The sequence below is a fragment of the Salegentibacter salarius genome, assembly GCF_900168265.1.
GTDB classification, from domain to species: Bacteria; Bacteroidota; Bacteroidia; order Flavobacteriales; family Flavobacteriaceae; genus Salegentibacter; species Salegentibacter salarius.
In genome coordinates, this window is sequence record NZ_FVZF01000002.1 from 1 (window position 1) to 22,549 (window position 22,549).

35 protein-coding genes are annotated in these 22,549 nt (G+C 38.1%); 2 read left to right on the forward strand and 33 right to left on the reverse strand.

Annotated elements, in window-relative coordinates; translation table 11 throughout:
* On the forward strand, positions 1 to 227 hold a 227-nt coding region (locus B5440_RS01265), incomplete at its 5' end, for a transposase (RefSeq protein WP_143533297.1).
* 142 nt (positions 228 to 369) lie between these two features.
* On the opposite strand, the gene carA is transcribed toward B5440_RS01265, so the two are convergent.
* The 33 genes from carA to rpsL all read right to left on the reverse strand — a co-directional run bounded on the left by carA (position 370) and on the right by rpsL (position 18,834).
* The gene (gene carA, locus B5440_RS01270; protein WP_070053708.1) at positions 370 to 1,482 is read right to left on the reverse strand and encodes a glutamine-hydrolyzing carbamoyl-phosphate synthase small subunit; all 1,113 of its coding nucleotides are present in this window, start codon (positions 1,480 to 1,482) and stop codon (positions 370 to 372) included.
* A 206-nt stretch (positions 1,483 to 1,688) separates the two neighbouring features.
* Positions 1,689 to 2,192: a 50S ribosomal protein L17 gene (gene rplQ / locus B5440_RS01275; protein ID WP_070053709.1), complete on the reverse strand. Its 504-nt coding sequence runs from the start codon at positions 2,190 to 2,192 to the stop codon at positions 1,689 to 1,691.
* Between the two features lie 69 nt (positions 2,193 to 2,261).
* Complete coding sequence (locus B5440_RS01280) at positions 2,262 to 3,254, reverse strand: DNA-directed RNA polymerase subunit alpha (protein ID WP_057482218.1); 993 nt, start codon at positions 3,252 to 3,254, stop codon at positions 2,262 to 2,264.
* 20 nt (positions 3,255 to 3,274) lie between these two features.
* On the reverse strand, positions 3,275 to 3,880 hold the full coding sequence (gene rpsD / locus B5440_RS01285; protein ID WP_070053710.1) for a 30S ribosomal protein S4: 606 nt from the start codon (positions 3,878 to 3,880) through the stop codon (positions 3,275 to 3,277).
* 89 nt (positions 3,881 to 3,969) lie between these two features.
* On the reverse strand, positions 3,970 to 4,356 hold the full coding sequence (rpsK, locus tag B5440_RS01290; protein ID WP_037319270.1) for a 30S ribosomal protein S11: 387 nt from the start codon (positions 4,354 to 4,356) through the stop codon (positions 3,970 to 3,972).
* A gap of 8 nt (positions 4,357 to 4,364) precedes the next feature.
* Positions 4,365 to 4,739 (reverse strand): 30S ribosomal protein S13, encoded by a 375-nt coding sequence (rpsM, locus tag B5440_RS01295; RefSeq protein ID WP_057482220.1) that lies wholly within the window; start codon positions 4,737 to 4,739, stop codon positions 4,365 to 4,367.
* Between the two features lie 2 nt (positions 4,740 to 4,741).
* Entirely contained in the window at positions 4,742 to 4,858 is a 117-nt protein-coding gene (ykgO, locus tag B5440_RS01300) for a type B 50S ribosomal protein L36 (protein WP_013305171.1), read from the reverse strand.
* Positions 4,859 to 4,976: 118 nt separating this feature from the next.
* Positions 4,977 to 5,192 carry a translation initiation factor IF-1 gene (gene infA / locus B5440_RS01305; protein ID WP_013073244.1) on the reverse strand — a complete coding sequence of 72 codons (216 nt, stop codon included), beginning with the start codon at positions 5,190 to 5,192 and terminating at the stop codon, positions 4,977 to 4,979.
* A 2-nt stretch (positions 5,193 to 5,194) separates the two neighbouring features.
* A complete protein-coding gene (gene secY, locus B5440_RS01310; RefSeq protein ID WP_057482221.1) occupies positions 5,195 to 6,532 on the reverse strand; it encodes a preprotein translocase subunit SecY in 1,338 nt (445 codons plus the stop codon).
* Between the two features lie 11 nt (positions 6,533 to 6,543).
* The gene (gene rplO, locus B5440_RS01315) at positions 6,544 to 6,996 is read right to left on the reverse strand and encodes a 50S ribosomal protein L15 (RefSeq protein WP_070053711.1); all 453 of its coding nucleotides are present in this window, start codon (positions 6,994 to 6,996) and stop codon (positions 6,544 to 6,546) included.
* A gap of 9 nt (positions 6,997 to 7,005) precedes the next feature.
* Entirely contained in the window at positions 7,006 to 7,188 is a 183-nt protein-coding gene (gene rpmD / locus B5440_RS01320) for a 50S ribosomal protein L30 (protein WP_037319259.1), read from the reverse strand.
* Positions 7,189 to 7,201: 13 nt separating this feature from the next.
* Entirely contained in the window at positions 7,202 to 7,726 is a 525-nt protein-coding gene (rpsE, locus tag B5440_RS01325) for a 30S ribosomal protein S5 (RefSeq protein WP_037319256.1), read from the reverse strand.
* A 6-nt stretch (positions 7,727 to 7,732) separates the two neighbouring features.
* Positions 7,733 to 8,086: a 50S ribosomal protein L18 gene (gene rplR / locus B5440_RS01330; protein WP_057482223.1), complete on the reverse strand. Its 354-nt coding sequence runs from the start codon at positions 8,084 to 8,086 to the stop codon at positions 7,733 to 7,735.
* 12 nt (positions 8,087 to 8,098) lie between these two features.
* Positions 8,099 to 8,641, reverse strand: a complete 543-nt coding sequence (gene rplF / locus B5440_RS01335; protein WP_070053712.1) for a 50S ribosomal protein L6 — start codon at positions 8,639 to 8,641, stop codon at positions 8,099 to 8,101.
* Between the two features lie 19 nt (positions 8,642 to 8,660).
* The gene (rpsH, locus tag B5440_RS01340) at positions 8,661 to 9,059 is read right to left on the reverse strand and encodes a 30S ribosomal protein S8 (RefSeq protein WP_070053713.1); all 399 of its coding nucleotides are present in this window, start codon (positions 9,057 to 9,059) and stop codon (positions 8,661 to 8,663) included.
* Between the two features lie 66 nt (positions 9,060 to 9,125).
* Complete coding sequence (gene rpsN, locus B5440_RS01345) at positions 9,126 to 9,395, reverse strand: 30S ribosomal protein S14 (RefSeq protein ID WP_037319248.1); 270 nt, start codon at positions 9,393 to 9,395, stop codon at positions 9,126 to 9,128.
* 2 nt (positions 9,396 to 9,397) lie between these two features.
* Positions 9,398 to 9,949 (reverse strand): 50S ribosomal protein L5, encoded by a 552-nt coding sequence (gene rplE, locus B5440_RS01350; protein WP_057482227.1) that lies wholly within the window; start codon positions 9,947 to 9,949, stop codon positions 9,398 to 9,400.
* Positions 9,950 to 9,951: 2 nt separating this feature from the next.
* Complete coding sequence (rplX, locus tag B5440_RS01355; RefSeq protein WP_037319242.1) at positions 9,952 to 10,263, reverse strand: 50S ribosomal protein L24; 312 nt, start codon at positions 10,261 to 10,263, stop codon at positions 9,952 to 9,954.
* 12 nt (positions 10,264 to 10,275) lie between these two features.
* Entirely contained in the window at positions 10,276 to 10,644 is a 369-nt protein-coding gene (rplN, locus tag B5440_RS01360; protein WP_037319239.1) for a 50S ribosomal protein L14, read from the reverse strand.
* Positions 10,644 to 10,901, reverse strand: a complete 258-nt coding sequence (gene rpsQ, locus B5440_RS01365) for a 30S ribosomal protein S17 (RefSeq protein WP_037319236.1) — start codon at positions 10,899 to 10,901, stop codon at positions 10,644 to 10,646. The genes rplN and rpsQ overlap by 1 nt, the downstream gene beginning before the upstream one ends.
* An 18-nt stretch (positions 10,902 to 10,919) precedes the next feature.
* Positions 10,920 to 11,111 (reverse strand): 50S ribosomal protein L29, encoded by a 192-nt coding sequence (gene rpmC, locus B5440_RS01370; protein ID WP_037319233.1) that lies wholly within the window; start codon positions 11,109 to 11,111, stop codon positions 10,920 to 10,922.
* A 12-nt stretch (positions 11,112 to 11,123) separates the two neighbouring features.
* Positions 11,124 to 11,543, reverse strand: coding sequence for a 50S ribosomal protein L16 (gene rplP / locus B5440_RS01375; protein ID WP_057482229.1), 420 nt, complete (start codon positions 11,541 to 11,543; stop codon positions 11,124 to 11,126).
* A gap of 19 nt (positions 11,544 to 11,562) precedes the next feature.
* Complete coding sequence (gene rpsC / locus B5440_RS01380) at positions 11,563 to 12,282, reverse strand: 30S ribosomal protein S3 (RefSeq protein WP_070053714.1); 720 nt, start codon at positions 12,280 to 12,282, stop codon at positions 11,563 to 11,565.
* Positions 12,283 to 12,289: 7 nt separating this feature from the next.
* Complete coding sequence (rplV, locus tag B5440_RS01385; protein ID WP_057482231.1) at positions 12,290 to 12,697, reverse strand: 50S ribosomal protein L22; 408 nt, start codon at positions 12,695 to 12,697, stop codon at positions 12,290 to 12,292.
* Positions 12,698 to 12,705: 8 nt separating this feature from the next.
* On the reverse strand, positions 12,706 to 12,984 hold the full coding sequence (gene rpsS / locus B5440_RS01390; RefSeq protein WP_057482232.1) for a 30S ribosomal protein S19: 279 nt from the start codon (positions 12,982 to 12,984) through the stop codon (positions 12,706 to 12,708).
* Between the two features lie 6 nt (positions 12,985 to 12,990).
* On the reverse strand, positions 12,991 to 13,818 hold the full coding sequence (gene rplB, locus B5440_RS01395) for a 50S ribosomal protein L2 (RefSeq protein WP_070053715.1): 828 nt from the start codon (positions 13,816 to 13,818) through the stop codon (positions 12,991 to 12,993).
* Between the two features lie 9 nt (positions 13,819 to 13,827).
* Complete coding sequence (gene rplW / locus B5440_RS01400) at positions 13,828 to 14,118, reverse strand: 50S ribosomal protein L23 (protein WP_070053716.1); 291 nt, start codon at positions 14,116 to 14,118, stop codon at positions 13,828 to 13,830.
* Between the two features lie 5 nt (positions 14,119 to 14,123).
* Complete coding sequence (rplD, locus tag B5440_RS01405; RefSeq protein WP_070053717.1) at positions 14,124 to 14,753, reverse strand: 50S ribosomal protein L4; 630 nt, start codon at positions 14,751 to 14,753, stop codon at positions 14,124 to 14,126.
* Positions 14,753 to 15,364, reverse strand: coding sequence for a 50S ribosomal protein L3 (rplC, locus tag B5440_RS01410; protein ID WP_037319213.1), 612 nt, complete (start codon positions 15,362 to 15,364; stop codon positions 14,753 to 14,755). The genes rplD and rplC overlap by 1 nt, the downstream gene beginning before the upstream one ends.
* Before the next feature lie 164 nt (positions 15,365 to 15,528).
* Entirely contained in the window at positions 15,529 to 15,834 is a 306-nt protein-coding gene (gene rpsJ, locus B5440_RS01415) for a 30S ribosomal protein S10 (RefSeq protein ID WP_037319211.1), read from the reverse strand.
* A gap of 10 nt (positions 15,835 to 15,844) precedes the next feature.
* A complete protein-coding gene (fusA, locus tag B5440_RS01420; protein ID WP_070053718.1) occupies positions 15,845 to 17,953 on the reverse strand; it encodes an elongation factor G in 2,109 nt (702 codons plus the stop codon).
* 6 nt (positions 17,954 to 17,959) lie between these two features.
* Positions 17,960 to 18,436 (reverse strand): 30S ribosomal protein S7, encoded by a 477-nt coding sequence (gene rpsG / locus B5440_RS01425; RefSeq protein ID WP_070053719.1) that lies wholly within the window; start codon positions 18,434 to 18,436, stop codon positions 17,960 to 17,962.
* 23 nt (positions 18,437 to 18,459) lie between these two features.
* On the reverse strand, positions 18,460 to 18,834 hold the full coding sequence (gene rpsL / locus B5440_RS01430; protein WP_057482239.1) for a 30S ribosomal protein S12: 375 nt from the start codon (positions 18,832 to 18,834) through the stop codon (positions 18,460 to 18,462).
* 434 nt (positions 18,835 to 19,268) lie between these two features.
* Between rpsL and B5440_RS01435 the strand changes: the two genes are divergently transcribed.
* Positions 19,269 to 22,541 (forward strand): SusC/RagA family TonB-linked outer membrane protein, encoded by a 3,273-nt coding sequence (locus B5440_RS01435; RefSeq protein WP_070053720.1) that lies wholly within the window; start codon positions 19,269 to 19,271, stop codon positions 22,539 to 22,541.
* The last annotated feature ends 8 nt before the right edge of the window (positions 22,542 to 22,549 follow it).

Below are 22,549 nucleotides of genomic sequence, written 5' to 3' on the forward strand. Positions count from 1 at the left end.
GCAATCATAACCTGATCCGTCTCAAAGAAAAAGCTAGGAACCTACTATTAAGTGAAGCGGGAATAGCACATCGTAAACGTCGGTGCTGGGATGTGGAAGCCGTTTTTGGGAATATCAAGCAAAACATGGGCTTCAAGCGATTTATGCTTCGGGGAATGGAGAAAGTAACTACTGAAATAGGGTTAATCGCTATGGCGCACAACTTAAGAAAATTCAGTATAGCATAGGAAGGGGGCTTCCTTCCTTTTTTATCATTAAGAATATCTACAAAAGAAGAAGCGCTTCTCTCACAAAAACTTTTATCAATAAAAAAGGCCATCTAAATACTTTTTAGACGGCCTCTTTACAATCAATTATTATAGAAGCTATTTAAGCTTTCACTCTTTTTATCCGATCCATAAATTCATCAAAAAGGTAACTGGCATCGTGTGGGCCAGGGCTTGCTTCAGGGTGATACTGAACTGAAAAACAGTTTTTATTTTTCATCGCAATCCCGCCAACTGTATCATCATTTAAGCAAATATGAGTGATCTCGACTTCGCTGTTCGCTTCTGTTTCGGCTTTATCTACCGAGAACCCGTGATTTTGAGAAGTAATCTCGCCTTTCCCGGTGATTAGATTTTTCACAGGATGATTTATTCCGCGGTGGCCGTGATGCATTTTATAGGTTTTTATACCATTAGCAATTGCAATAATTTGGTGACCCAAACAAATTCCAAACAACGGATGATCTTTTTCTAAAATAGCTTTAGTTAGCGTGATCGCGCTTTCCAAAGGCTGTGGATCTCCTGGGCCATTTGAAAGGAAATAGCCATCTGGATTCCATTCACTCATCTCCTCGTAAGTTGCATTGTATGGAAAAACCTTTACATACACATCGCGCTTCTCAAAATTGCGCAGAATATTCTTCTTAATGCCAACATCTAGTGCAGCAATCTTGTAAGTAGCATTTTCGTTCCCAAAATAATAAGGTTCTTTAGTTGAAACTTTAGAAGCCAGTTCTAAACCGTTCATATCTGGCACTTCGGCAAGTTCTTTTTTAAGTTCTTCTATATTATCAACATCTGTTGAGATAATAGCATTCATTGCTCCATTTTCTCTAATGTATGTTACTAAAGCACGAGTATCTACATCAGAAATAGCAAATAAGTTACTATCATCTAAAAACTCCTGAAGAGAAGAATCGGCGGCAGGGCGAGAATGAGTGTAACTAAAATTTTTACAGATAAGTCCGGAAATTTTAGCCTTATCGGCTTCGCTTTCTTCGGCTAAGGTTCCATAATTACCAATGTGAGCATTGGTGGTAACCATAAGTTGGCCGTAATAGGATGGATCTGTAAAGATCTCCTGGTAACCGGTCATCCCGGTATTAAAACAAACTTCTCCAACGGCTTTACCGTCTTTGTCTCCTACTGCCTTACCGTGAAAGATAGTACCATCTTCCAGTAAGATAATCGCTTTTTTTCGAGTTTGATATTTCATAGTAATAATCCTAGATGTGTTTGTTGTGTTGTATGTTGTCCGCCTAAGCGGAAGTGAACTTTTTGATTTCAGCCTTCGTAGAAATAGACTTCTTCTATTTAAATTTCCGCTTTCGCGGAAATGACTATTTCGTTTTAATATATAAAAAAAGGATAAACCCAGAGAGTTTATCCTTTTTAAAAATTAGATTATTAAAAGATTCATTTCTATTCCTCTTTTTTATCCTCTTTATTTTCTGAAGATTTCTCTTCTGTTTTACCTTCTGCTTTTGGAGCAGTAGCCTCAGTAGCTTTCTTTCTACCCGCTCTACGTGTAGATTTCTTCTTCTCTGGCTTACTAAGGTTATAAGTTTCGTTGTAATCAACTAACTCGATAAGGGCCATATCGGCATTATCTCCAAGACGGTTACCTAACTTAATTACCCTTGTGTATCCACCCGGGCGGTCACCAACTTTAGGAGCTACCTCACGAAACAATTCGGCTACAGCTTCTTTTTGACGAAGTTTACTGAATACCAATCTACGATTGTGAGTAGTATCTTCTTTAGACTTAGTTACCAAAGGCTCTACAAAAACTTTTAAAGCTTTTGCCTTAGCTACGGTGGTATTGATTCTCTTGTGCTCTATAAGAGAGCAGGCCATATTGGCTAGCATAGACTTCCTGTGAGCGGTCTTTCTACCTAAATGGTTTGTTTTCTTTCCGTGTCTCATTGTTTTGTTCTTAATTCATTTTCCCAAAGCGCGATCTTTTGCCGGCTTTTATGGAAAACTACTTATATATTAGTCCTTATCTAATTTGTATTTTGAAAGGTCCATACCAAAGTTAAGTCCTTTGTTACTTACCAATTCTTCAAGCTCAGTTAAAGATTTCTTTCCGAAGTTTCTAAACTTCATCAAGTCATTTTTATTGTAAGAAACAAGGTCTCCTAAGGTATCAACTTCAGCCGCTTTTAAGCAATTTAAAGCTCTTACTGAAAGATCCATATCTACCAACTTAGTTTTAAGCAACTGTCTCATATGAAGAGATTCTTCATCATAAGTTTCAGTTTGTGCTATCTCGTCTGCTTCAAGCGTAATACGCTCGTCAGAGAATAACATAAAGTGGTGTATAAGTGTTTTTGCAGCTTCAGTAAGCGCATCTTTTGGATGAATAGAACCATCGCTTACGATTTCAAAAACCAATTTTTCATAATCGGTCTTCTGCTCTACACGATAGTTTTCAATGCTATATTTTACGTTCTTTATTGGTGTATAAATAGAATCGGTAAATATAGTTCCAAGAGGTGCGTTGGCTTTTTTGTTTTCTTCGGCCGGAACATAACCTCTACCTTTTTCTATGGTCATTTCCATATTCAGGTTTACTTTCTTATCTGCAGTACAGATCACCTGATCTGGATTTAGGACTTGAAAGCCTGAAATGAATTTTTGAAAGTGACCGGCAGTAATTTGTTCTTCTCCAGATATAGAAATGGTAACGGCTTCGTTATCTATTTCATCAATTTGCCTTTTGAACCTTACTTGTTTAAGGTTCAGGATAATTTCTGTTACGTCTTCAACGACTCCAGGAATAGCGGAGAATTCGTGATCTACGCCTTCTATACGAATGGAAGTGATTGCATAACCTTCTAATGAAGATAAAAGCACTCTTCTTAAAGCGTTACCAACGGTTAATCCATATCCAGGTTCCAAAGGGCGAAATTCAAATTTCCCTTCGAAATCGGTTGAATCAATCATTATAACTTTATCGGGCTTCTGAAAATTTAGTATTGCCATATTACGACTTCTGTGAATTATTATTTCGAATATAATTCGACGATGAATTGTTCATTTATGTTTTCCGGAATCTGAATACGTCCGGGTACTGAAACAAAAGTACCTTGTTTTGTTTCGTTATTCCAGGTAATCCATTCGTATACACTGCTAGAGTTAGCTAGTGAATCCTGGATAGCCTGTAAAGATTTTGATTTTTCACGAACACCTACAACATCACCCGCTTTCAATTGGTAAGAAGGTATATTTACCAACTCTCCATTTACCGTAATGTGTCTGTGAGATACAAATTGTCTTGCTGCTCTTCTAGAAGGGGCAATACCCATTCTAAATACTACGTTATCAAGACGTGATTCACAAAATTGAAGTAAAACCTCACCAGTAATTCCTTGCGCTCTAGTAGCTTTTTTAAACATATTACTAAACTGACGCTCAAGGATACCATAAGTATACTTTGCTTTTTGCTTTTCCATTAACTGGATAGCATATTCAGATTTTTTACCGCGACGACGGTTGTTACCGTGTTGTCCCGGAGGATAATTTCTTTTTTCGAAAGACTTATCGTCTCCAAAAATAGCTTCTCCGAACTTTCGGGCTATTTTAGTCTTTGGACCAGTATATCTTGCCATTAACTTTGAATTTAGAAGAAAGGGATTATGAATTAAGGTCTCTGTCCTTCGATAATCTTAACTCCTCTCTTATTTATTTATACTTATTATTAAACTCTACGTCTCTTAGGAGGACGACATCCGTTGTGTGGTAATGGAGTAACATCAATAATCTCAGTTACTTCAATCCCGTTGTTATGAAGCGAACGAATAGCAGATTCTCTACCATTCCCCGGCCCTTTAACGTAAACTTTAACTTTGCGCAAACCAGCTTCGTGAGCTACTTTAGACGCGTCTTCTGCAGCTAACTGGGCAGCATAAGGAGTATTCTTTTTAGAACCTCTAAAACCCATTTTTCCTGCAGATGACCAAGCAATAACGTCACCCTTTTTATTAGTAAGGGAAACAATAATGTTATTGAAAGAAGCCGTAACGTGCGCTTGTCCTACGGACTCAACGGTTACTTTACGCTTTTTTTGAACTGTCTTCTTTGCCATATTAATTACTATTTAGTTGCTTTCTTCTTGTTAGCAACTGTTTTTCTTCTACCTTTTCTGGTTCTTGAGTTATTTTTGGTTCTCTGCCCTCTAAGTGGCAAACCACTTCTGTGACGAATACCTCTATAGCATCCAATATCCATTAGACGCTTAATACTCATTTGAACTTCTGTACGTAATTCTCCTTCGATTGTAAATTCACCAACAGCTTCACGAATACGACCAATTTCTTCATCGTCCCAATCTGAAACTTTTTTGCTTTCATCTACTTTGGCCTGGCTAAGGATCTTTTGAGCCCTGCTTTTACCAATTCCGAAGATATAGGTCAATGCTATAACTCCTCGCTTTTGTTTAGGTATATCTACCCCTGCAATTCTTGCCATAATTAGCCTTGTCTTTGTTTAAATCTAGGATTCTTTTTGTTAATTACGTAAAGGCGCCCTTTTCTGCGAACTATCTTACAGTCGGCACTTCTTTTCTTTACTGATGCTCTAACTTTCATCTCTTTAGTTTTTTACAATTCACTAATTTTGAAATATGCTCAAAATCAGGATTTCAGCATTCATAAATTTTTCAGGTTGCAAAAGTACTGAAAATTTTACAAATAGCTCAAATTACTTTTAGTATCTGTATGTTATACGAGCCTTACTTAGATCGTAAGGACTCATTTCCAGTTTTACTTTATCTCCAGGTAACAATTTAATGTAATGCATACGCATCTTCCCAGAGATATGAGCTGTCACAACGTGACCATTTTCCAATTCTACACGAAACATTGCATTAGATAATGCTTCTATAATTGTTCCGTCTTGTTCTATTGCCGGTTGTTTTGCCATAATTAAGCTACTGCTTTTCTGTTTTTACCTGTTTTCATTAATCCGTCGTAATGTCTATTCAGCAAGTAAGAATTTACTTGTTGCATAGTATCTATTGCAACTCCAACCATAATTAAAAGCGAGGTTCCTCCAAAAAACAATGCCCATCCTTGTTGCACACCTAAGAGTTGCACCACAATCGCTGGGAACACAGCAATAAGCGCAAGGAAAATAGATCCTGGCAAGGTAATTTGAGACATAATTCTATCTAAAAACTCGGCGGTTTCAGTTCCGGGACGAATACCTGGAATAAATCCTCCACTTCGTTTTAGATCATCAGCCATTTTATTGGTAGGTACAGTAATCGCGGTATAGAAGTAAGTAAATACAATAATTAATAGTGCAAATACTACATTATACCAAAATCCGAATATATCGCTAAAAGCAGCGGTAACCCCTTGTGCAGCATCAGAATCTGATAATCCTGCCACAGCAGCCGGGATAAACATAATCGCTTGAGCAAATATAATTGGCATTACACCTGAAGCATTAAGCTTAAGTGGAATGTACTGTCTTGATCCAAATACGTTTTTCTCGTAACCTCCTGAGGCGGTTCTTCTGGCATATTGCACCGGGATTTGACGCACGGCCATAACCAACATTACCGAAGCAAGAATAATAGCGAACCAAATTACCAATTCAATAAGAATCATAATAAGGCCTCCATTAGATTCAAATACTCTGGAAGCAAATTCCTGAATAAATGCCTGCGGTAAGGTAGCAATAATACCAACCATAATTAATAGCGAAATACCATTACCAATACCTTTATCGGTTATCTTTTCACCCAGCCACATTGCAAAAATGGTTCCTGTAGTAAGGATTACTACAGCAGAAGCCACAAATGTCACAGTATCACCTAATAAAAAGGCTTGCTGCGGAAGTGTAGCAAAAAGGTTATAAATATAACCAGGTCCCTGCACTAAGGTAATTGCAATAGTTAACCAGCGAGTGATTTGATTGATCTTACGCCTACCGCTCTCTCCTTCTTTTTGAAGTTTTTGCAGGTAAGGTATCGCAATACCCATAAGCTGCACCACAATCGAAGCCGAGATATATGGCATAATTCCCAACGCAAAAACAGAAGCATTAGAAAATGCTCCTCCTGTAAATGCATTTAGGAGGCCTAAAAGGCCACCATCGGTTTGACTAGCAAGATTAGTTAATTGCGAGGCATCTATTCCGGGAAGCACAACTTGCGCTCCAAAACGATAGACCAACAATAGACCGAGGGTAACTAAAATTCTATTTTTTAGTTCCTCGATCTTCCAAATATTTTTAATAGTATTGATGAATTTCATTTGGCTATCTATTATAAAGTAACAACTTCACCTCCAGCAGCTTCTATAGCTTCTTTTGCTGAGGCAGTAAATTTATGAACAGATATTTTCAACTTTGCCTTTAATTCACCTCTACCTAATATCTTAACTGGTTCGTTTTTACTTACAAGACCGTTTTCGATCAAAGTATTAACATCTACAGTATCTTTAATTTTACCTTCATCAACCAAACGTTGCAAAGTATCAAGATTTACACCTTGATAAGCTACACGATTTCTGTTAGTGAAACCAAATTTTGGAACACGGCGTTGAAGTGGCATCTGCCCACCTTCAAAACCTATCTTTTTGGAGTAACCAGAACGAGACTTAGCCCCTTTGTGACCACGAGTGGCAGTACCACCTTTTCCTGATCCTTCTCCACGGCCAACACGTTTGTTGTTACTCTTAACTGAACCTTTCGCAGGTTTTAAGTTATTTAATTCCATGTGAATTTATTATTTTGTTTCTTCTACAGAAACTAAATGTTTAACTTTATTTACCATACCAAGGATGTTTGGCGTATCGTTATGCTCTACCGTCTGGCCAATTTTCTTAAGACCAAGAGACTCTAAAACCAATTTCTGGTTTTTAGATCGGTTAATAGCACTTTTTACTTTTGTAACTTTTATCTTTCCCATCGTTCTCCTTGATTTATCCTTTAAAAACCTTTTCTAGTGAAATACCACGTTGTTTAGCAACAGTATCAGCACTTCTTAATTGAAGTAGCGCATCAAAAGTAGCTTTTACTACGTTGTGTGGGTTTGAAGACCCCTGGTTTTTAGAAAGTACGTCGTGTACACCAACAGATTCCAGTACGGCACGAATTGCACCACCGGCAATAATCCCGGTACCAGTTGCAGCAGGTAGCAAAAGAACTCTTGCACCACCATACTTACCTTTCTGTTCGTGAGGAAGGCTTCCTTTATGTAAAGGAATACGCACTAAATTCTTTTTTGCATCTTCCACAGCTTTAGAGATAGCGTCAGCAACTTCTTTAGATTTCCCTAAACCTTGCCCTACAACACCATTCTCATCTCCTACTACTACGATAGCAGAAAATCCAAAAGCTCTACCACCTTTGGTTACTTTGGTCACACGTTGTACTCCTACCAAACGGTCTTTTAATTCAAGTCCGCCCGGTTTTACATGTTCTACGTTTTTATAATCTTGATACATAATTTTCTAGAATTTTAGTCCTCCTTCTCGAGCACCTTCTGCTAATGATTTAACTCTTCCGTGATACAGGTAACCACTTCTATCAAAAGAAATAGTTTCTACACCGGCCTTTAAAGCTTTTTCAGCAAGGGCTTTACCAACCAATTCTGCTTGCTTGGATTTATTTCCTTCTGCTGTTACACCTTTATCTCTCGAAGAGGCTGCAGCCAGGGTTTTTCCTTCTACATCATCTATAATTTGAGCATAAATTTCTTTATTACTTCTAAATACAGATAATCTTGGACGGCTAGCGGTACCCGTAATTGACTTACGAACACGCTTTCTTATCTTATTTCGTCTATCTTGTTTTGAAACTGCCATATCTAAACTTTATTAAGCTGATTTACCTGCTTTTCTACGTAATTGTTCTCCAACATACTTAATACCTTTTCCTTTGTAAGGCTCTGGAGCTCTGAAGGAACGTATTTTAGCAGCTATTTGGCCCACAAGTTGCTTGTCATAAGAAGTCAATTTCACAATAGGATTCTTACCTTTTTCTGAAATTGTTTCCACCTGAACTTCCGGTGCCAAATCTATTACAATATTATGGGAAAACCCAACGGCCAAATCTAATTTTTGTCCCTGGTTAGTTGCTCTATATCCAACTCCTACCAATTCCAATGATTTAGTGTATCCGTTAGAAACTCCTTCAATCATATTGTTTATCAAAGCACGGTATAAACCGTGTTTTGCTTTTTGATCACTTTTCTCTGAAGAACGTTCAAAAGTAATTACGCCATCTTCAATTTTCACATCAATGTCGCTAACTTCCTGCTTAAGTTCTCCTAATTTTCCTTTTACCGTTACAATATTACCTTTAAGGTCTACAGTTACACCTTCAGGAATTGTAATTGGGCTTTTACCTATTCTTGACATTTCTTTAGTCTTTTAAGTATTAGTAAACGTAACACAATACTTCACCACCAACTTTCTCGGCTTTAGCTTGCTTCCCGGTCATTACACCGTGAGAAGTAGAAACTATAGCGATACCAAGACCATTAAGGATACGTGGCAATTCATTAGCGCCGGCATACTTACGTAAACCAGGTTTACTTATTCTTTGAATATCTTTAATTACAGGTTCTTTAGTGATTTTATCATACTTAAGGGCAATTTTAATTGTCCCCTGAGCAGTAGCATCATCAAACTTGTAACTAAGAATATATCCCTGATCGAATAATATTTTTGTTATCTCCCTTTTAAGGTTAGAAGCTGGTATCTCTACCACCCTGTGGTTTGCAGCCACAGCGTTCCTAACTCTTGTCAAATAATCTGCAATAGGATCTGTATTCATCTATAATAATTTGCGGATGTGGTTTTCTTACCGACTATCGGTAGAACCTGCAACCAATTTATAATTTTACCAACTAGCTTTTCTAACTCCTGGAATTAAACCTTGATTAGCCATTTCTCTAAACATTACACGAGAAAGACCAAACTGTCTCATATATCCTTTTGGCCTACCAGTTAGTTTACAACGGTTGTGCAAACGTACAGGAGAAGAATTTTTTGGTAATTTTTGTAGTGCTTCCCAATCGCCAGCTTCTTTCAAAGCTTCGCGTTTTTCAGCATACTTCTTCACCATTTTTTGTCTCTTCACCTCACGGGCTTTCATTGATTCTTTAGCCATAATTAATTCTTTTTAAAAGGTAATCCTAGTTCGGTTAACAATGATTTAGCTTCCTTATCGGTCTTGGCAGTGGTCACAAAGGTAATATCCATACCATTAATTCGGTTTACTTTATCAATATCGATCTCCGGAAAGATGATTTGTTCAGTAACACCTAAATTGTAATTCCCTCTACCATCAAAACCATTAGCTTTAATCCCGTTAAAATCACGAACACGTGGAAGTGCTGATGTGATTAAACGATCTAGAAATTCGTACATTCTATATCCTCGCAAAGTAACTTTTGCCCCAATTGGCATTCCTTTACGAAGTTTGAATGAAGCAACATCCTTTTTAGAAATGGTTTGCACCGCTTTTTGACCTGTAATTGTTGTAAGTTCATCTACAGCATGGTCAATTAGCTTTTTATCTGCTACAGCTGCACCAACGCCACGGCTCAAAACTATTTTTTCAAGTTTTGGGATCTCCATTACGTTAGCGTAGCTAAATTCTTCTTTTAATGCAGGCTTAATTCGCTCTGCATATTCTGCTCTAAGTCTTGGTACGTATGCCATAACTAAATTACTTCATTAGATTTTTTGGAAAATCTTACTTTCTTTCCATCCTCTTCTTTATATCCAACTCTGGTAGTATTACCATCTTTGTCTAACAAAGAAAGGTTAGAAATATGAATAGGAGCTTCTTTCTTTACAATACCACCTTGTGGGTTAGATGCACTTGGCTTCTCATGTTTTGAGATAGTGTTCACACCTTCCACGATGGCTTTATTCTTTTCTATGAGTACTTTTTGAACTTTGCCTTCCTGACCTTTATGGTCTCCAGCAATAACTCTTACAGTATCTCCAGATTTTATCTTAAGCTTTCTCATCTTGTTAATGTATTAAAGCACTTCTGGTGCCAATGATACAATTTTCATGAATTGCTTATCACGAAGTTCTCTCGCAACCGGTCCAAATACACGAGTTCCGCGCATTTCTCCGGTAGGGTTTAGCAATACACAAGCATTATCATCAAAACGGATATAAGATCCGTCCTGTCTGCGTACTTCTTTCTTGGTACGAACAACTACTGCTGTTGAAACTGCACCTTTTTTGATATTCCCGTTAGGTGTAGCTTCTTTTACGCTGACAACGATCTTGTCCCCAACAGAAGCGTATCTTTTCTTTGTACCGCCCAATACACGAATGGTCAAAACTTCTTTTGCCCCGGTATTGTCTGCTACTCTTAGTCTAGACTCTTGTTGTACCATTACTTCGCTCTTTCAATTATTTCTACTAATCTCCAACATTTAGATTTACTTAAAGGTCTTGTCTCCATGATCCTTACAGTATCTCCTTCGTTGCAGTCGTTTGTTTCGTCGTGCGCTACGTATTTTTTCGTTTTTAAAACGAATTTTCCATACATAGGGTGTTTTACTTTCTTAACTTCAGAAACCACGATTGATTTCTGCATTTTATTACTGGTAACAACACCTATACGCTCTTTTCTTAAATTTCTTTTTTCCATCTTTCAGCAGAATAACACTTATTGTTGTTCTCTTTTAGTTAACTCTGTAGCAAGTCTCGCTATAGTTCTTCGTACAGCTCTAAGCTGTATTGGGTTCTCTAATGGCGAAACTGCGTGAGCCATTTTCAAATCTGAATATGCTTTTCTAGATTTACCAAGCTCTTCTTGTAATTCTGCCACAGACAGTTCTTTTACTTCTGATTGTTTCATAACTTTATAATATTAAGCTTGATAGTCTCTAGCTACAATAAATTTGGTTCTTACAGGAAGTTTCTGCGCTGCAAGCCTTAAAGCTTCTTTAGCAACATCCATTGGTACTCCACCAATTTCAAACATAATTCTTCCTGGTTTTACAACAGCAGCCCAATATTCAACAGCACCTTTACCTTTACCCATACGAACCTCTAGAGGTTTCTTAGTGATAGGCTTGTCTGGAAATATTTTAATCCAGATAGAACCTTCCCTTTTCATATAACGGGTAGCAGCAATACGTGCAGCTTCTATTTGACGGGCAGTAATGAAACTAGAATCCATAGATTTAATTCCAAAGGTTCCGTTAGAGAGTCTATGCCCTCTTCCGGCATTACCTTTCATACGGCCCTTCTGCTGTTTACGGTATTTTGTTCTTTTAGGTTGTAACATTTTTCTTTACTTTAAAAAATTACTTTCTACGACGTGATTTGTTACCACCTCGCCCGGCTCCAGCTTTTCCTCCTTGCTTCTTAGACATGCCAACAAGCGGAGAAAGATCTCTTTTACCGTACACTTCGCCTTTCATGATCCATACTTTAACACCCAATCTACCATAAGTAGTGTGAGCTTCAATTAAAGCGTAATCAATATCGGCCCTAAAAGTAGACAGAGGAATTCTACCATCTTTGTATGCTTCTGAACGTGCCATTTCAGCACCATTTAAACGTCCGGAAATCTGTATTTTGATTCCTTCAGCATTCATTCTCATAGCAGCCGCGATAGCCATTTTAATTGCACGACGGTAAGAGATACGATTCTCAATTTGTCTTGCAACACTAGATGCCACTAAATGAGCATCAAGTTCTGGCCTCTTAATCTCAAAGATGTTAATTTGAACCTCCTTGTCGGTAATCTTTTTAAGCTCTTCTTTAAGCTTGTCTACCTCTTGGCCGCCTTTACCAATAATAATACCTGGTCTGGCAGTGGTGATAGTAACGGTTACAAGCTTAAGCGTACGCTCAATAATTACCCTAGATACACTCGCTTTTGAAAGACGAGCATGGATGTACTTTCTAATCTTATCGTCTTCGGCTAATTTATCGCCGTAGTCCTTTCCTCCGTACCAGTTGGATTCCCATCCTCTTACGATACCAAGGCGATTCCCGATTGGATTTGTTTTCTGTCCCATACTCTACTTAGCTTTGTGTATTATTGTTTTCTCCAAGCACCAAAGTAACGTGATTGGATCTCTTTCTAATTCTATGTGCGCGACCCTGTGGTGCAGGACGTAGCCTCTTAAGCATCGCTCCTCCATCTACACGGATTTCTTTTACAAACAATTCAGCTTCTTCAATATTCGCCTCTTCGTTTTTAGACTGCCAGTTGGCTATTGCAGAAAGCAATAATTTCTCTAAACGTCCAGAAGCTTCTTTTGAACTGAATTTCAATATTTGAAGCGCCTTCTCTACTTTCTCACCTCTTACTAGATCCGCAACAAGGCGCATTTTTCTAGGTGAAGTAGGGCAGTTATTCAACTTTGCAAAAGCTACCTGTTTTTTGGCCTCTTTTATTTGCTCTGCTCTTTCTCTTTTACGAACTCCCATAGCTTCAATTATCTTTTACCTTTATTTTTTGCACCTGAATGCCCTCTAAAAGAACGTGTCGGTGAAAATTCTCCTAACTTATGACCTACCATGTTCTCTGTTACATATACAGGTACAAATTGCTTCCCGTTGTGAACAGCGATAGTTTGCCCAACGAAATCTGGAGTAATCATTGAAGCTCTAGACCAGGTTTTGATCACGGCTTTTTTACCAGACTCAACATTTTGAGCTACCTTCTTATCTAACTTATAGTGAACGTAAGGTCCTTTTTTTAATGAACGTGCCATATCTTATTATTTCTTTCTACGTTCTACAATATACTTATTACTCGCTTTTGTTCTTGAACGGGTTTTGAATCCTTTAGCAGGTAAACCTTTTCTAGAACGTGGGTGACCTCCGGAAGCTCTTCCTTCACCACCACCCATTGGGTGATCCACAGGGTTCATCACAACCGGTCTTGTTCTTGGTCTTATACCCAACCAACGTTTTCTACCAGCTTTACCAGAAACCTGAAGTTGGTGATCACTATTAGATACAGCTCCAATTGTTGCCATACATGTAGCTAACACTCTTCTAATTTCTCCAGAAGGTAGTTTTACAGTTGCGTATTTCCCTTCTCTTGCTAATAATTGAGCAAAAGCTCCAGCACTTCTTGCCATTACAGCACCCTGCCCAGCTCTTAACTCTATACAAGAAACTACAGTACCAAGCGGTATACTAGACAACGGCATAGCATTTCCAATTTCTGGCGCAGCCGAATCTGTGCTTGATACAATATTTTGACCTACCTGCAACCCATTTTGAGCAACAACATATCGTTTCTCACCATCCTGGTAATTCAACAATGCGATAAAAGCAGTTCGGTTAGGATCATATTCTATACTCGCAACAGTAGCCGGAACACCGTGCTTGTCGCGTTTAAAGTCTACAATTCTGTAACGTCTTTTATGACCTCCACCTTTGTAGCGGATAGTCATTTTTCCCTGACTGTTTCTCCCACCTGACTTTTTTATCGGAGCCAAAAGGCTTTTTTCCGGCTTATCAGTAGTTACGGCGTCATACCCGTTTACTACTCTAAATCGCTGGCCAGGGGTGATTGGTTTTAATTTTCTAACTGACATTTTTTAATCTTAAAGATTACTGTACAAATCAATAGTTTCACCTTCCGTCACCTGTACCAATGCTTTTTTGAAAGCTTTGGTTTTACCAGTGATCATACCAGACTTTGTATACCTGGTTTTGCGATCTGGACGGACATTTATAGTACGAACTTTTTCAACTGAAACTCCGTAAGCAGCTTCTACTGCATTCTTAATTTCAATCTTATTCGCCTTACTGTTTACCACGAAAGAAAAACGGTTATTCAACTCGCTATCTCCAGTGGCTTTTTCTGTAATAATTGGTTTTATCAAGATACTCATAAGGCTTATTTACTTAAATTCGACTCAATTCCTTCTAAAGAACCTTCAAGCAATACAATATTCTTAGCATTAAGAATTCCGTAAGTACTTAATTCTGAGGAGTTTACAACCTCAAGTCCTTTTAAATTACGTGACGACAAATATACATTTTTATTTGAGTCACCCAACACTATAAGCGATTTTTTGTCCTGAATACCAAGGGCTTTCAAAACATCAATCATACTTTTTGTCTTTGGCGCATCAAAAGAAAAGTCTTCAATTACATAAATTGATTCTCCTTTTGCTTTAATTGATAAAGCCGATTTTCTAGCCAAACGTTTTAAATTTTTATTCAATTTAAAACCGTAATTTCTTGGTCTTGGTCCAAAAACACGTCCACCACCTTTAAAGATTGGTGACTTAATGCTACCTGCACGTGCAGTACCGGTACCTTTTTGTTTCTTAATCTTACGAGTACTACCCGTAATTTCAGCACGTTCTTTGGCTTTATGAGTTCCCTGACGCTGATTAGCTAAATATTGCTTAACATCAAGATACACAGCGTGATCATTCGGCTCTATAGCGAAAACAGAGTCAGAAAGCTTTGCTTTTCTGCCTGTTTCTTTTCCTTTTATATCTAAAACTGCTACTTCCATTACTTACTAATGATTACGTATGAGTTTTTGTGACCTGGCACACATCCTTTTACTACTAAAAGGTTTTTATCTGCCACCACTTTTAAAACTCTCAGGTTTTCTACTTTAACTCTTTCTCCACCCATTCTACCGGCCATTTTCATTCCTTTGAAAACCCGTGCAGGGTAAGACGCTGCACCAATAGAACCCGGAGCTCTTAATCGGTTATGCTGACCGTGAGTCGCCTGACCCACACCACCAAAGTTGTGTCTTTTCACAACCCCCTGAAAGCCTTTACCCTTAGAAGTACCTGCAATATCTACAAATTCTCCTTCGTTAAAGTGCTCTACTGTGATAGCATCACCTAATTTATAATCTGCTTCAAATCCTTTGAATTCAACGACTTTACGTTTTGCAACGCTTCCTGCTTTTTTAGCGTGCCCTTCGGACGCTTTATTTGCAGTCTTTTTGTCATCGAAACCAACTTGAAGTGCCTCATACCCGTCAACCTCTTTGGTTCTGACTTGGGTAACTACGCATGGACCTGCTTCTATAACGGTACAAGGAACATTTTTCCCGTTCTCGTCAAAAATACTGGTCATGCCTATTTTTTTTCCTATTAACCCAGACATAATTAATTATTGATTATTACTTATTTATTTAAAAAAATTCAGGGCAGAAAAATACTTTCGCCCTGAATGTATCTTTCTTCCGTTTTTCCCTCGCCAACTGCTCGGGACATGTTTGCTTCCAAATAAATGGAAACCTTAAGTTCCCCGCCTTAGCGGGGATAGACTTATACCTTGATCTCTACTTCAACTCCACTAGGTAGTTCCAACTTCATCAACGCATCAATTGTTTTTGAAGAAGAACTGTAGATATCTAAAAGCCTTTTGTAAGAGCTTAATTGAAATTGCTCTCTAGCTTTCTTGTTCACGTGAGGAGAACGTAAAACAGTAAAAAGTTTTTTGTGAGTAGGCAAAGGAATTGGCCCTGTTACCACCGCACCTGTAGTTTTTACAGTCTTCACGATCTTCTCTGCAGATTTATCTACCAGGTTATGATCGTAGGATTTTAGTTTTATTCTTATTTTCTGACTCATTTTCCTAATATTATTCGTTTGTACCCTTTGCCGCCTTAATTACTTCTTCTGAAATATTAGAAGGAGTTTCAGCATAGTGAGAAAATTCCATAGTTGAAGTTGCTCTACCAGAAGATAATGTTCTTAATGTAGTAACATATCCAAACATTTCAGCTAAAGGCACTTCCGCTTTAATAATCTTAGCTCCAGATCTGTCTGACATGCTGTTTACCTGACCTCTTCTTCTGTTAAGGTCACCAACAATATCACCCATATTTTCTTCTGGAGTAACTACTTCAATTTTCATAATTGGCTCAAGAACTACAGCACCGGCTTTTTTAGCAGCGGCTTTGTAACCCATTTTAGCAGCCAATTCGAAAGAAAGTTGATCGGAATCTACAGGGTGGAAAGATCCATCCTTAAGGGTTACTTTTAAAGTATCCATTTGGAAACCAGCCATTGGGCCGCTCTTCATAGCTTCCTTAAATCCTTTTTCTACCGAAGGAACAAATTCTTTAGGAATACGTCCACCTTTAATAGTATCTACAAACTGAAGTCCTTTTCCTTCAAAGTCTTCGTCTACAGGACCCATCTCAAATACAATATCAGCAAATTTACCACGACCACCAGATTGCTTTTTATAAACCTCTCTGTGCTCAGCGTTTTTAGTTACTGTTTCTTTGTACTCAACCTGAGGCTGACCTTCGTTAACTTCTACTTTAAATTCTCTCTTTAAACGGTCTACAAGAATTTCAATATGAAGCTCTCCCATACCAGAGATAATGGTTTGTCCTGAAATTTCATCAGTCTTCACCTGGAAAGTTGGATCTTCCTCAGCTAGTTTAGCTAAAGCCATACCCATTTTATCAACATCAGCCTTAGTCTTAGGTTCTACCGCGATACCAATTACTGGCTCAGGGAAAGTCATAGACTCAAGAACGATTGGGTGTTTCTCATCAGTTAGCGTGTCTCCGGTTTTAATATCTTTAAAACCAACAGCTGCACCAATATCACCAGCTTCAATTCTATTAATAGGCTCCTGCTTATTAGAGTGCATCTGGTAAATACGAGAAATACGTTCTTTTTTACCTGATCTATTGTTCAATACATAAGATCCTGCATCTAATGCTCCCGAATAAACACGGAAGAATGCCAAACGACCAACAAAAGGATCGGTAGCAATTTTAAATGCTAATGCAGAGAAAGGAGAGTCAACGTGTGGCTTTCTGCTTTCGTCTTCATTAGTCTCAGGATTTGTTCCAACAATAGCTTCTACATCTACTGGAGAAGGCATATATCTCATTACCGCATCAAGCATTGCCTGCACACCTTTATTTTTAAAGGCAGAACCACACATCATAGGTATAATAGACATATCTATGGTTGCAGCTCTAAGCGCAGCAATAATCTCGTCTTCAGTAATTGAATTTTCGTCTTCAAAGAACTTTTCCATCAATGCTTCATCATACTCGGCTACAGCTTCTACAAGCTCAGTTCGGTATTTATTCACATCATCCATAAGTTCTTCAGGAATATCTATAGTTTCATAGGTCATCCCGTGATCCTCATCATTCCAAATAATTGCTTTTTTGGAAATAAGATCAACAACTCCTTTAAAGTCTATTTCATCACCGATTGGAACTTGTAATGGTACCGGGTTTCCACCTAGCATTTCTCTAACCTGCTTACACACATTAAAGAAGTCAGCTCCCTGACGGTCCATTTTATTTACAAATCCTAAACGTGGTACTTTATATTTATCAGCCTGTCTCCAAACGGTTTCAGATTGTGGCTCAACACCATCTACAGCACTGAACAATGCAACCACACCATCAAGAACACGTAAAGAACGCTCTACCTCTACGGTAAAATCAACGTGACCAGGAGTATCGATAATATTTACCGTAAATTCCTGATCTCTATACATCCACTTACAATGCGTAGCAGCAGAAGTAATTGTAATACCTCTTTCCTGCTCCTGTTCCATCCAGTCCATAGTAGCGGCACCATCATGCACCTCTCCTATTTTGTGGCTTATTCCTGTATAATAAAGGATACGCTCTGTTGTTGTAGTTTTACCTGCATCAATATGAGCTGCAATTCCAATATTTCTAGTAAATTTTAAATCTCTTTGTGCCATTTTATTTTAGAATCTAAAGTGAGAGAATGCTTTATTAGCTTCAGCCATTTTATGAGTATCAACTCTTTTCTTAACTGCAGCACCTTCTTCTTTAGCAGCAGCAAGAACTTCAGAAGCTAATTTCTGCGCCATAGTTTTCTCATTTCTCTTTCGCGCAAATGAAATCAACCATTTCATAGCGGTTGCTACTTTTCTATCTGGTCTTATTTGCATCGGGATTTGAAATGTTGCACCTCCAACTCGTCTACTTCTAACTTCAACGTGAGGCATCACATTAGAAAGAGCATCTTTCCAAATTTCCAAACCGGTTTTTTCTTCGTCTTGTTTTTTCTCTTCTATAATTGCGATAGAATCATAGAAAATTTTAAAGGCTACCGATTTTTTCCCATCCCACATCATCATGTTCACAAAACGTGTAACAAGTTGATCGTTAAATTTTGGATCTGGTAAAAGCGGTCTTTTTTTGGCCTGTCTTCTTCTCATTTCTTTACATTAAAAGTTTTTAATTACTTTTTAGGGCGTTTGGCTCCGTATTTAGACCTACGCTGGCTTCTACCTTCAACACCCGCAGTATCTAATGCACCGCGAACAATGTGGTATCTCACACCTGGTAAATCTTTTACCCTTCCACCTCTAACCAATACTATCGAGTGCTCTTGTAGATTGTGACCCTCACCAGGAATATAAGCGTTAACTTCTTTTCCATTTGTCAACCTTACCCTAGCTACTTTACGCATAGCCGAGTTTGGTTTCTTAGGTGTAGTAGTATACACACGTGTGCACACTCCTCTTCTTTGAGGGCACGAATCTAAAGCAGCCGATTTGCTCTTCTTGGTCATCTGGGCTCTTCCTTTTCGTACTAATTGTGAAATTGTTGGCATAATTTCTTTTACCTAATTATTGTTTAAAAATTAATCCCCTGTTTTTTTTAGGGTTTGCAAATGTAGAAATAAAAACAAATTTATCAAACTATAATGAATTAATTTTCAGCAGGATGATATAACTCGATGGAAATTTCAAAAAATGCTATTATATAATAGGTAATTATCTCGGCGTAAAGAAAAGCAAGCTCAAAGGAAGTCGCCTCGCAAGAGAAAAGCAGATTTTATATTTTAATTATAGTTTCAAACGAAATAGCTTCGATTTTCTAATATTTTAACATTTCAAACTATTCGCATGAGCCCCTGACTCTAACCGATCTATACACAATTATTAACAATTCCTTAAAATAGATATGGATTTTTAAAAACAAAAGTTTGTTTTATTAACCATTTATTAGCACTTTTGGCGTTGGCTAATTCAAACAAATTTTAAAATGAGAACAAAGTTTAGTAGTATTCTAACACTTTTACTAGTGTTAGCTGTGCAAATTACTTTTGCACAAGAACGAACGATTACCGGTACGGTAGTCGATGAAGACGGGCTACCCCTTCCAGGTGTAACCGTTTTGGTTAAGGGAACCAATCAAGGTACCCAAACAGATTTTGACGGAAATTATTCCATTCCAGCCAATCAGGGTGATGTTTTGGTATATTCTTTCGTTGGGATGGAAACTTCAGAGTACACTGTAGCAAATAATGACACGATAGACGTGACCTTAGCTACAGATTCTGCTCAATTAGATGAAGTAGTAGTAACTGCATTAGGTATTGAACGAGAGAAAAAATCTCTTGGTTACGCTACACAGGAAGTAGATGGAAGTGAAGTTTCTGATGTACCAACACAGAACTTCGTAAACTCCCTTTCTGGTAAAGTTGCTGGTCTTAAGGTATCATCTACTGGTACTATGGGAGGTTCATCTAACGTAGTAATTCGTGGTAACTCCTCATTAACAGGAAACAACCAGGCTTTATTTGTTATTGATGGTACTCCGATAAGTAACGCAAACAACAACAGATCAGGCCAGGACTCAGGTAGAGGTGGTTATGACTATGGTAACGCTGCTTCTGACATTAACCCTAACGACATTGCTTCTATTAACATCCTTAAGGGTGCGGCAGCAACTGCATTATATGGTGCAAGAGCGTCAAACGGAGCGGTAATTATTGAAACTAAAAAAGGTAGAAAAGGAAAAGGAATTGGAGTTTCTGTTAGCTCTACCCTTATGACTACTCACGTTAACAACAACACGCTTCCAGAGTATCAAGACGAGTATGGTGCTGGATACGGAGCTTACTACCAGTCTGAGGACGGGTATTTTAACCTTTCTGATATCGATGGCGATGGTAACTTAGATAGAACTACGCCATTTACCGAAGATGCTTCTTTTGGTGCGAGGTTTGACGGACAACCAATTTTTCAGTGGAATTCTATTTACCCACAATTAGAAGGGACAGATTATGACTTCTATCAGCAAGCTACTCCATGGGTGGCAGCAGAACACACACCAAACGATATTTGGGAAACAGGTTACACGATGATTAACTCTGTAGCATTAGACGGGGGGACAGATAAAAGCTCTTTTAGACTTAGTGCTACCAACTTTAATCAGCAAGGTAATTTACCTAACAGCCAGATAAAAAGAAACACTTTAAAGTTTAGCGGTGAGCATGAATTCACTGATAAATTTTCTGCTCAAGCTAACATCACCTATACCAAAACAGATGGTAAAGGTAGATATGGTACGGGATACAGTGCTTTGAACATAATGCAATCTTTTAGACAATGGAATCAAGCTAACGTAGATATTTACGACCAAAGAGCAGCTTATTTCGCTACAGGAGAAAACATTACCTGGAACGCTAATGGTCCAGATAATCTTACCCCTATTTATACCGACAACCCTTACTGGACACTTTACGAAAACTATCAAACCGATACTCGTAACAGATATTTTGGTAATATTAACCTTAACTACGAGATCAACGATGTATTTAGTGTTTTGGGTAGATTCTCATTTGATACTTTTGACGAATTGCAAGAGGAAAGAAAAAATAAAGGAAGTGTAGGTGTAGGTTATTACAGAAGATTTAACAACAGAGTCGCAGAATATAACTACGATCTTATCCTTAATTTTAATAAGGATGTTACAGAAGACCTTAACTTAGACGGTAATTTAGGTGTTAACCTTCGTAGAAACGAGAGCAGCTCTATTCGAGCGTCTACCAACGGTGGTCTTAATGCTCCAGACTTTTTTGCATTAAGCAACTCAGCATCTCCACTAAACCCTCCTAATGAATACGAAAGTGATAGAATGATAGACGGTGTATATGCCAGAGCAGGTTTAGGTTATTTAGACACTTATTTCTTAGAAGGTACAATAAGAAGAGACCGTTCTTCTACCCTTCCCATGGAAAATAATACTTTCTGGTATCCATCTGTTTCTACCAGTGTTATTCTTTCAAATGTAATAGATGCTAACTGGTTAAGCTTTGCAAAGTTAAGAGCTAACTACGCAGAGGTTGGGAATGATACCGATCCATATAGAGTTTTCAATACTTACCAAATTTCAGCTCCTTTCGGATCTGCTGGATGGGCAAGTAACAATTCTCAATTAGCCAACCCGGCTCTTGATCCTGAACGTATGAAATCTTACGAAGTAGGTATTGAAGCGAATTTCTTTGATAGAAGAATAGGTTTTGATGTATCTTACTATAACTCTCAAACAGAGAACCAAATTACACCGGTACCGGTATCTCCCGCAACTGGTTTCGCAACTAAGCTTTTAAACGCCGGTACAATTGAAAATAAAGGTATTGAAGCTTCTATAACTCTTAATCCAGTTAGAACAGAAGACTGGAACTGGAATATGAATATTAACTGGGCCAGAAACAGAAGTGAAGTTCTTGAATTAACAGATGGTATTGACAACCTTCAATTGAATCCTGTGAGTCTTCAAGGTGGAGTTTCAATTAACGCAGCTCCTGGAGAGCCTTACGGTGCTATTAGAGGTACAGCTTATGTTTATGATGACAATGGTAATCGTGTAATTACAGATGGCGGTTATTACGAAAGAACACCTAATGCCAACTACATTATTGGTAACATCCAACCGGATTGGACAGGTGGTGTATCTAACTCTATCTCTTACAAAAACCTTACCTTAAACTTCCTTGTAGATGTTCAACAAGGTGGAGATATCTTCTCTTTAGATACCTGGTACGGAAGAGGAACAGGACTATATGAATCTAGTGTTGGTCTTAACGAGCTTGGTAATCCAAAACGTAATACGATAGAAAATGGTGGTGGTGTTATTCTTGACGGAGTTCAGGGAGATGTAACCTACAACGATGATGGAAGTTACCAGGTTACTAATACCTCTGAAAATACTACCAGAGCAAGAACCGATTATTTCGGTAACCCTTATGGATGGGCCAGAAATGCTAACGAAGGTCATGTTTATGACGCTTCTTTCGTAAAGCTAAGAGAAGCTAGTTTAACTTACAAATTTGGTACTGATATTATAGATGCTACACCATTTACCAATGCATCTTTATCTTTAATAGGTAGAAACCTATGGATAATCCACAAGAACATTCCGTATTCTGATCCAGAAGCTGGACTTAGTTCAGGAAACGTACAAGGTTACCAATCTGGTGCTTACCCAGCAGTAAGAGAAATTGGTGCTAGCCTTAAATTTAACTTTTAATAAAAATA

Excerpts from the sequence above, each read along its gene's own strand:
- carA (WP_070053708.1), bottom strand. The coding sequence starts at position 1,482 with ATGAAATATCAAACTCGAAAAAAAGCGATTATCTTACTGGAAGATGGT.
- rplQ (WP_070053709.1), bottom strand. The coding sequence starts at position 2,192 with ATGAGACACGGAAAGAAAACAAACCATTTAGGTAGAAAGACCGCTCAC.
- B5440_RS01280 (WP_057482218.1), bottom strand. The coding sequence starts at position 3,254 with ATGGCAATACTAAATTTTCAGAAGCCCGATAAAGTTATAATGATTGAT.
- rpsD (WP_070053710.1), bottom strand. The coding sequence starts at position 3,880 with ATGGCAAGATATACTGGTCCAAAGACTAAAATAGCCCGAAAGTTCGGA.
- rpsK (WP_037319270.1), bottom strand. The coding sequence starts at position 4,356 with ATGGCAAAGAAGACAGTTCAAAAAAAGCGTAAAGTAACCGTTGAGTCC.
- rpsM (WP_057482220.1), bottom strand. The coding sequence starts at position 4,739 with ATGGCAAGAATTGCAGGGGTAGATATACCTAAACAAAAGCGAGGAGTT.
- ykgO (WP_013305171.1), bottom strand. The coding sequence starts at position 4,858 with ATGAAAGTTAGAGCATCAGTAAAGAAAAGAAGTGCCGACTGTAAGATA.
- infA (WP_013073244.1), bottom strand. The coding sequence starts at position 5,192 with ATGGCAAAACAACCGGCAATAGAACAAGACGGAACAATTATAGAAGCA.
- secY (WP_057482221.1), bottom strand. The coding sequence starts at position 6,532 with ATGAAATTCATCAATACTATTAAAAATATTTGGAAGATCGAGGAACTA.
- rplO (WP_070053711.1), bottom strand. The coding sequence starts at position 6,996 with ATGGAATTAAATAACTTAAAACCTGCGAAAGGTTCAGTTAAGAGTAAC.
- rpmD (WP_037319259.1), bottom strand. The coding sequence starts at position 7,188 with ATGGGAAAGATAAAAGTTACAAAAGTAAAAAGTGCTATTAACCGATCT.
- rpsE (WP_037319256.1), bottom strand. The coding sequence starts at position 7,726 with ATGTATCAAGATTATAAAAACGTAGAACATGTAAAACCGGGCGGACTT.
- rplR (WP_057482223.1), bottom strand. The coding sequence starts at position 8,086 with ATGGCAGTTTCAAAACAAGATAGACGAAATAAGATAAGAAAGCGTGTT.
- rplF (WP_070053712.1), bottom strand. The coding sequence starts at position 8,641 with ATGTCAAGAATAGGTAAAAGCCCAATTACAATTCCTGAAGGTGTAACT.
- rpsH (WP_070053713.1), bottom strand. The coding sequence starts at position 9,059 with ATGAATACAGATCCTATTGCAGATTATTTGACAAGAGTTAGGAACGCT.
- rpsN (WP_037319248.1), bottom strand. The coding sequence starts at position 9,395 with ATGGCTAAAGAATCAATGAAAGCCCGTGAGGTGAAGAGACAAAAAATG.
- rplE (WP_057482227.1), bottom strand. The coding sequence starts at position 9,949 with ATGGCATACGTACCAAGACTTAGAGCAGAATATGCAGAGCGAATTAAG.
- rplX (WP_037319242.1), bottom strand. The coding sequence starts at position 10,263 with ATGAGAAAGCTTAAGATAAAATCTGGAGATACTGTAAGAGTTATTGCT.
- rplN (WP_037319239.1), bottom strand. The coding sequence starts at position 10,644 with ATGGTACAACAAGAGTCTAGACTAAGAGTAGCAGACAATACCGGGGCA.
- rpsQ (WP_037319236.1), bottom strand. The coding sequence starts at position 10,901 with ATGGAAAAAAGAAATTTAAGAAAAGAGCGTATAGGTGTTGTTACCAGT.
- rpmC (WP_037319233.1), bottom strand. The coding sequence starts at position 11,111 with ATGAAACAATCAGAAGTAAAAGAACTGTCTGTGGCAGAATTACAAGAA.
- rplP (WP_057482229.1), bottom strand. The coding sequence starts at position 11,543 with ATGTTACAACCTAAAAGAACAAAATACCGTAAACAGCAGAAGGGCCGT.
- rpsC (WP_070053714.1), bottom strand. The coding sequence starts at position 12,282 with ATGGGACAGAAAACAAATCCAATCGGGAATCGCCTTGGTATCGTAAGA.
- rplV (WP_057482231.1), bottom strand. The coding sequence starts at position 12,697 with ATGGGAGTTCGTAAAAGAGAAAGAGCAGAGCAAATAAAAGAGGCCAAA.
- rpsS (WP_057482232.1), bottom strand. The coding sequence starts at position 12,984 with ATGGCACGTTCATTAAAAAAAGGACCTTACGTTCACTATAAGTTAGAT.
- rplB (WP_070053715.1), bottom strand. The coding sequence starts at position 13,818 with ATGTCAGTTAGAAAATTAAAACCAATCACCCCTGGCCAGCGATTTAGA.
- rplW (WP_070053716.1), bottom strand. The coding sequence starts at position 14,118 with ATGAGTATCTTGATAAAACCAATTATTACAGAAAAAGCCACTGGAGAT.
- rplD (WP_070053717.1), bottom strand. The coding sequence starts at position 14,753 with ATGGAAGTAGCAGTTTTAGATATAAAAGGAAAAGAAACAGGCAGAAAA.
- rplC (WP_037319213.1), bottom strand. The coding sequence starts at position 15,364 with ATGTCTGGGTTAATAGGAAAAAAAATAGGCATGACCAGTATTTTTGAC.
- rpsJ (WP_037319211.1), bottom strand. The coding sequence starts at position 15,834 with ATGAGTCAGAAAATAAGAATAAAACTAAAATCCTACGATCATAACCTG.
- fusA (WP_070053718.1), bottom strand. The coding sequence starts at position 17,953 with ATGGCACAAAGAGATTTAAAATTTACTAGAAATATTGGAATTGCAGCT.
- rpsG (WP_070053719.1), bottom strand. The coding sequence starts at position 18,436 with ATGAGAAGAAGACAGGCCAAAAAAAGACCGCTTTTACCAGATCCAAAA.
- rpsL (WP_057482239.1), bottom strand. The coding sequence starts at position 18,834 with ATGCCAACAATTTCACAATTAGTACGAAAAGGAAGAGCCCAGATGACC.
- B5440_RS01435 (WP_070053720.1), top strand. The coding sequence starts at position 19,269 with ATGAGAACAAAGTTTAGTAGTATTCTAACACTTTTACTAGTGTTAGCT.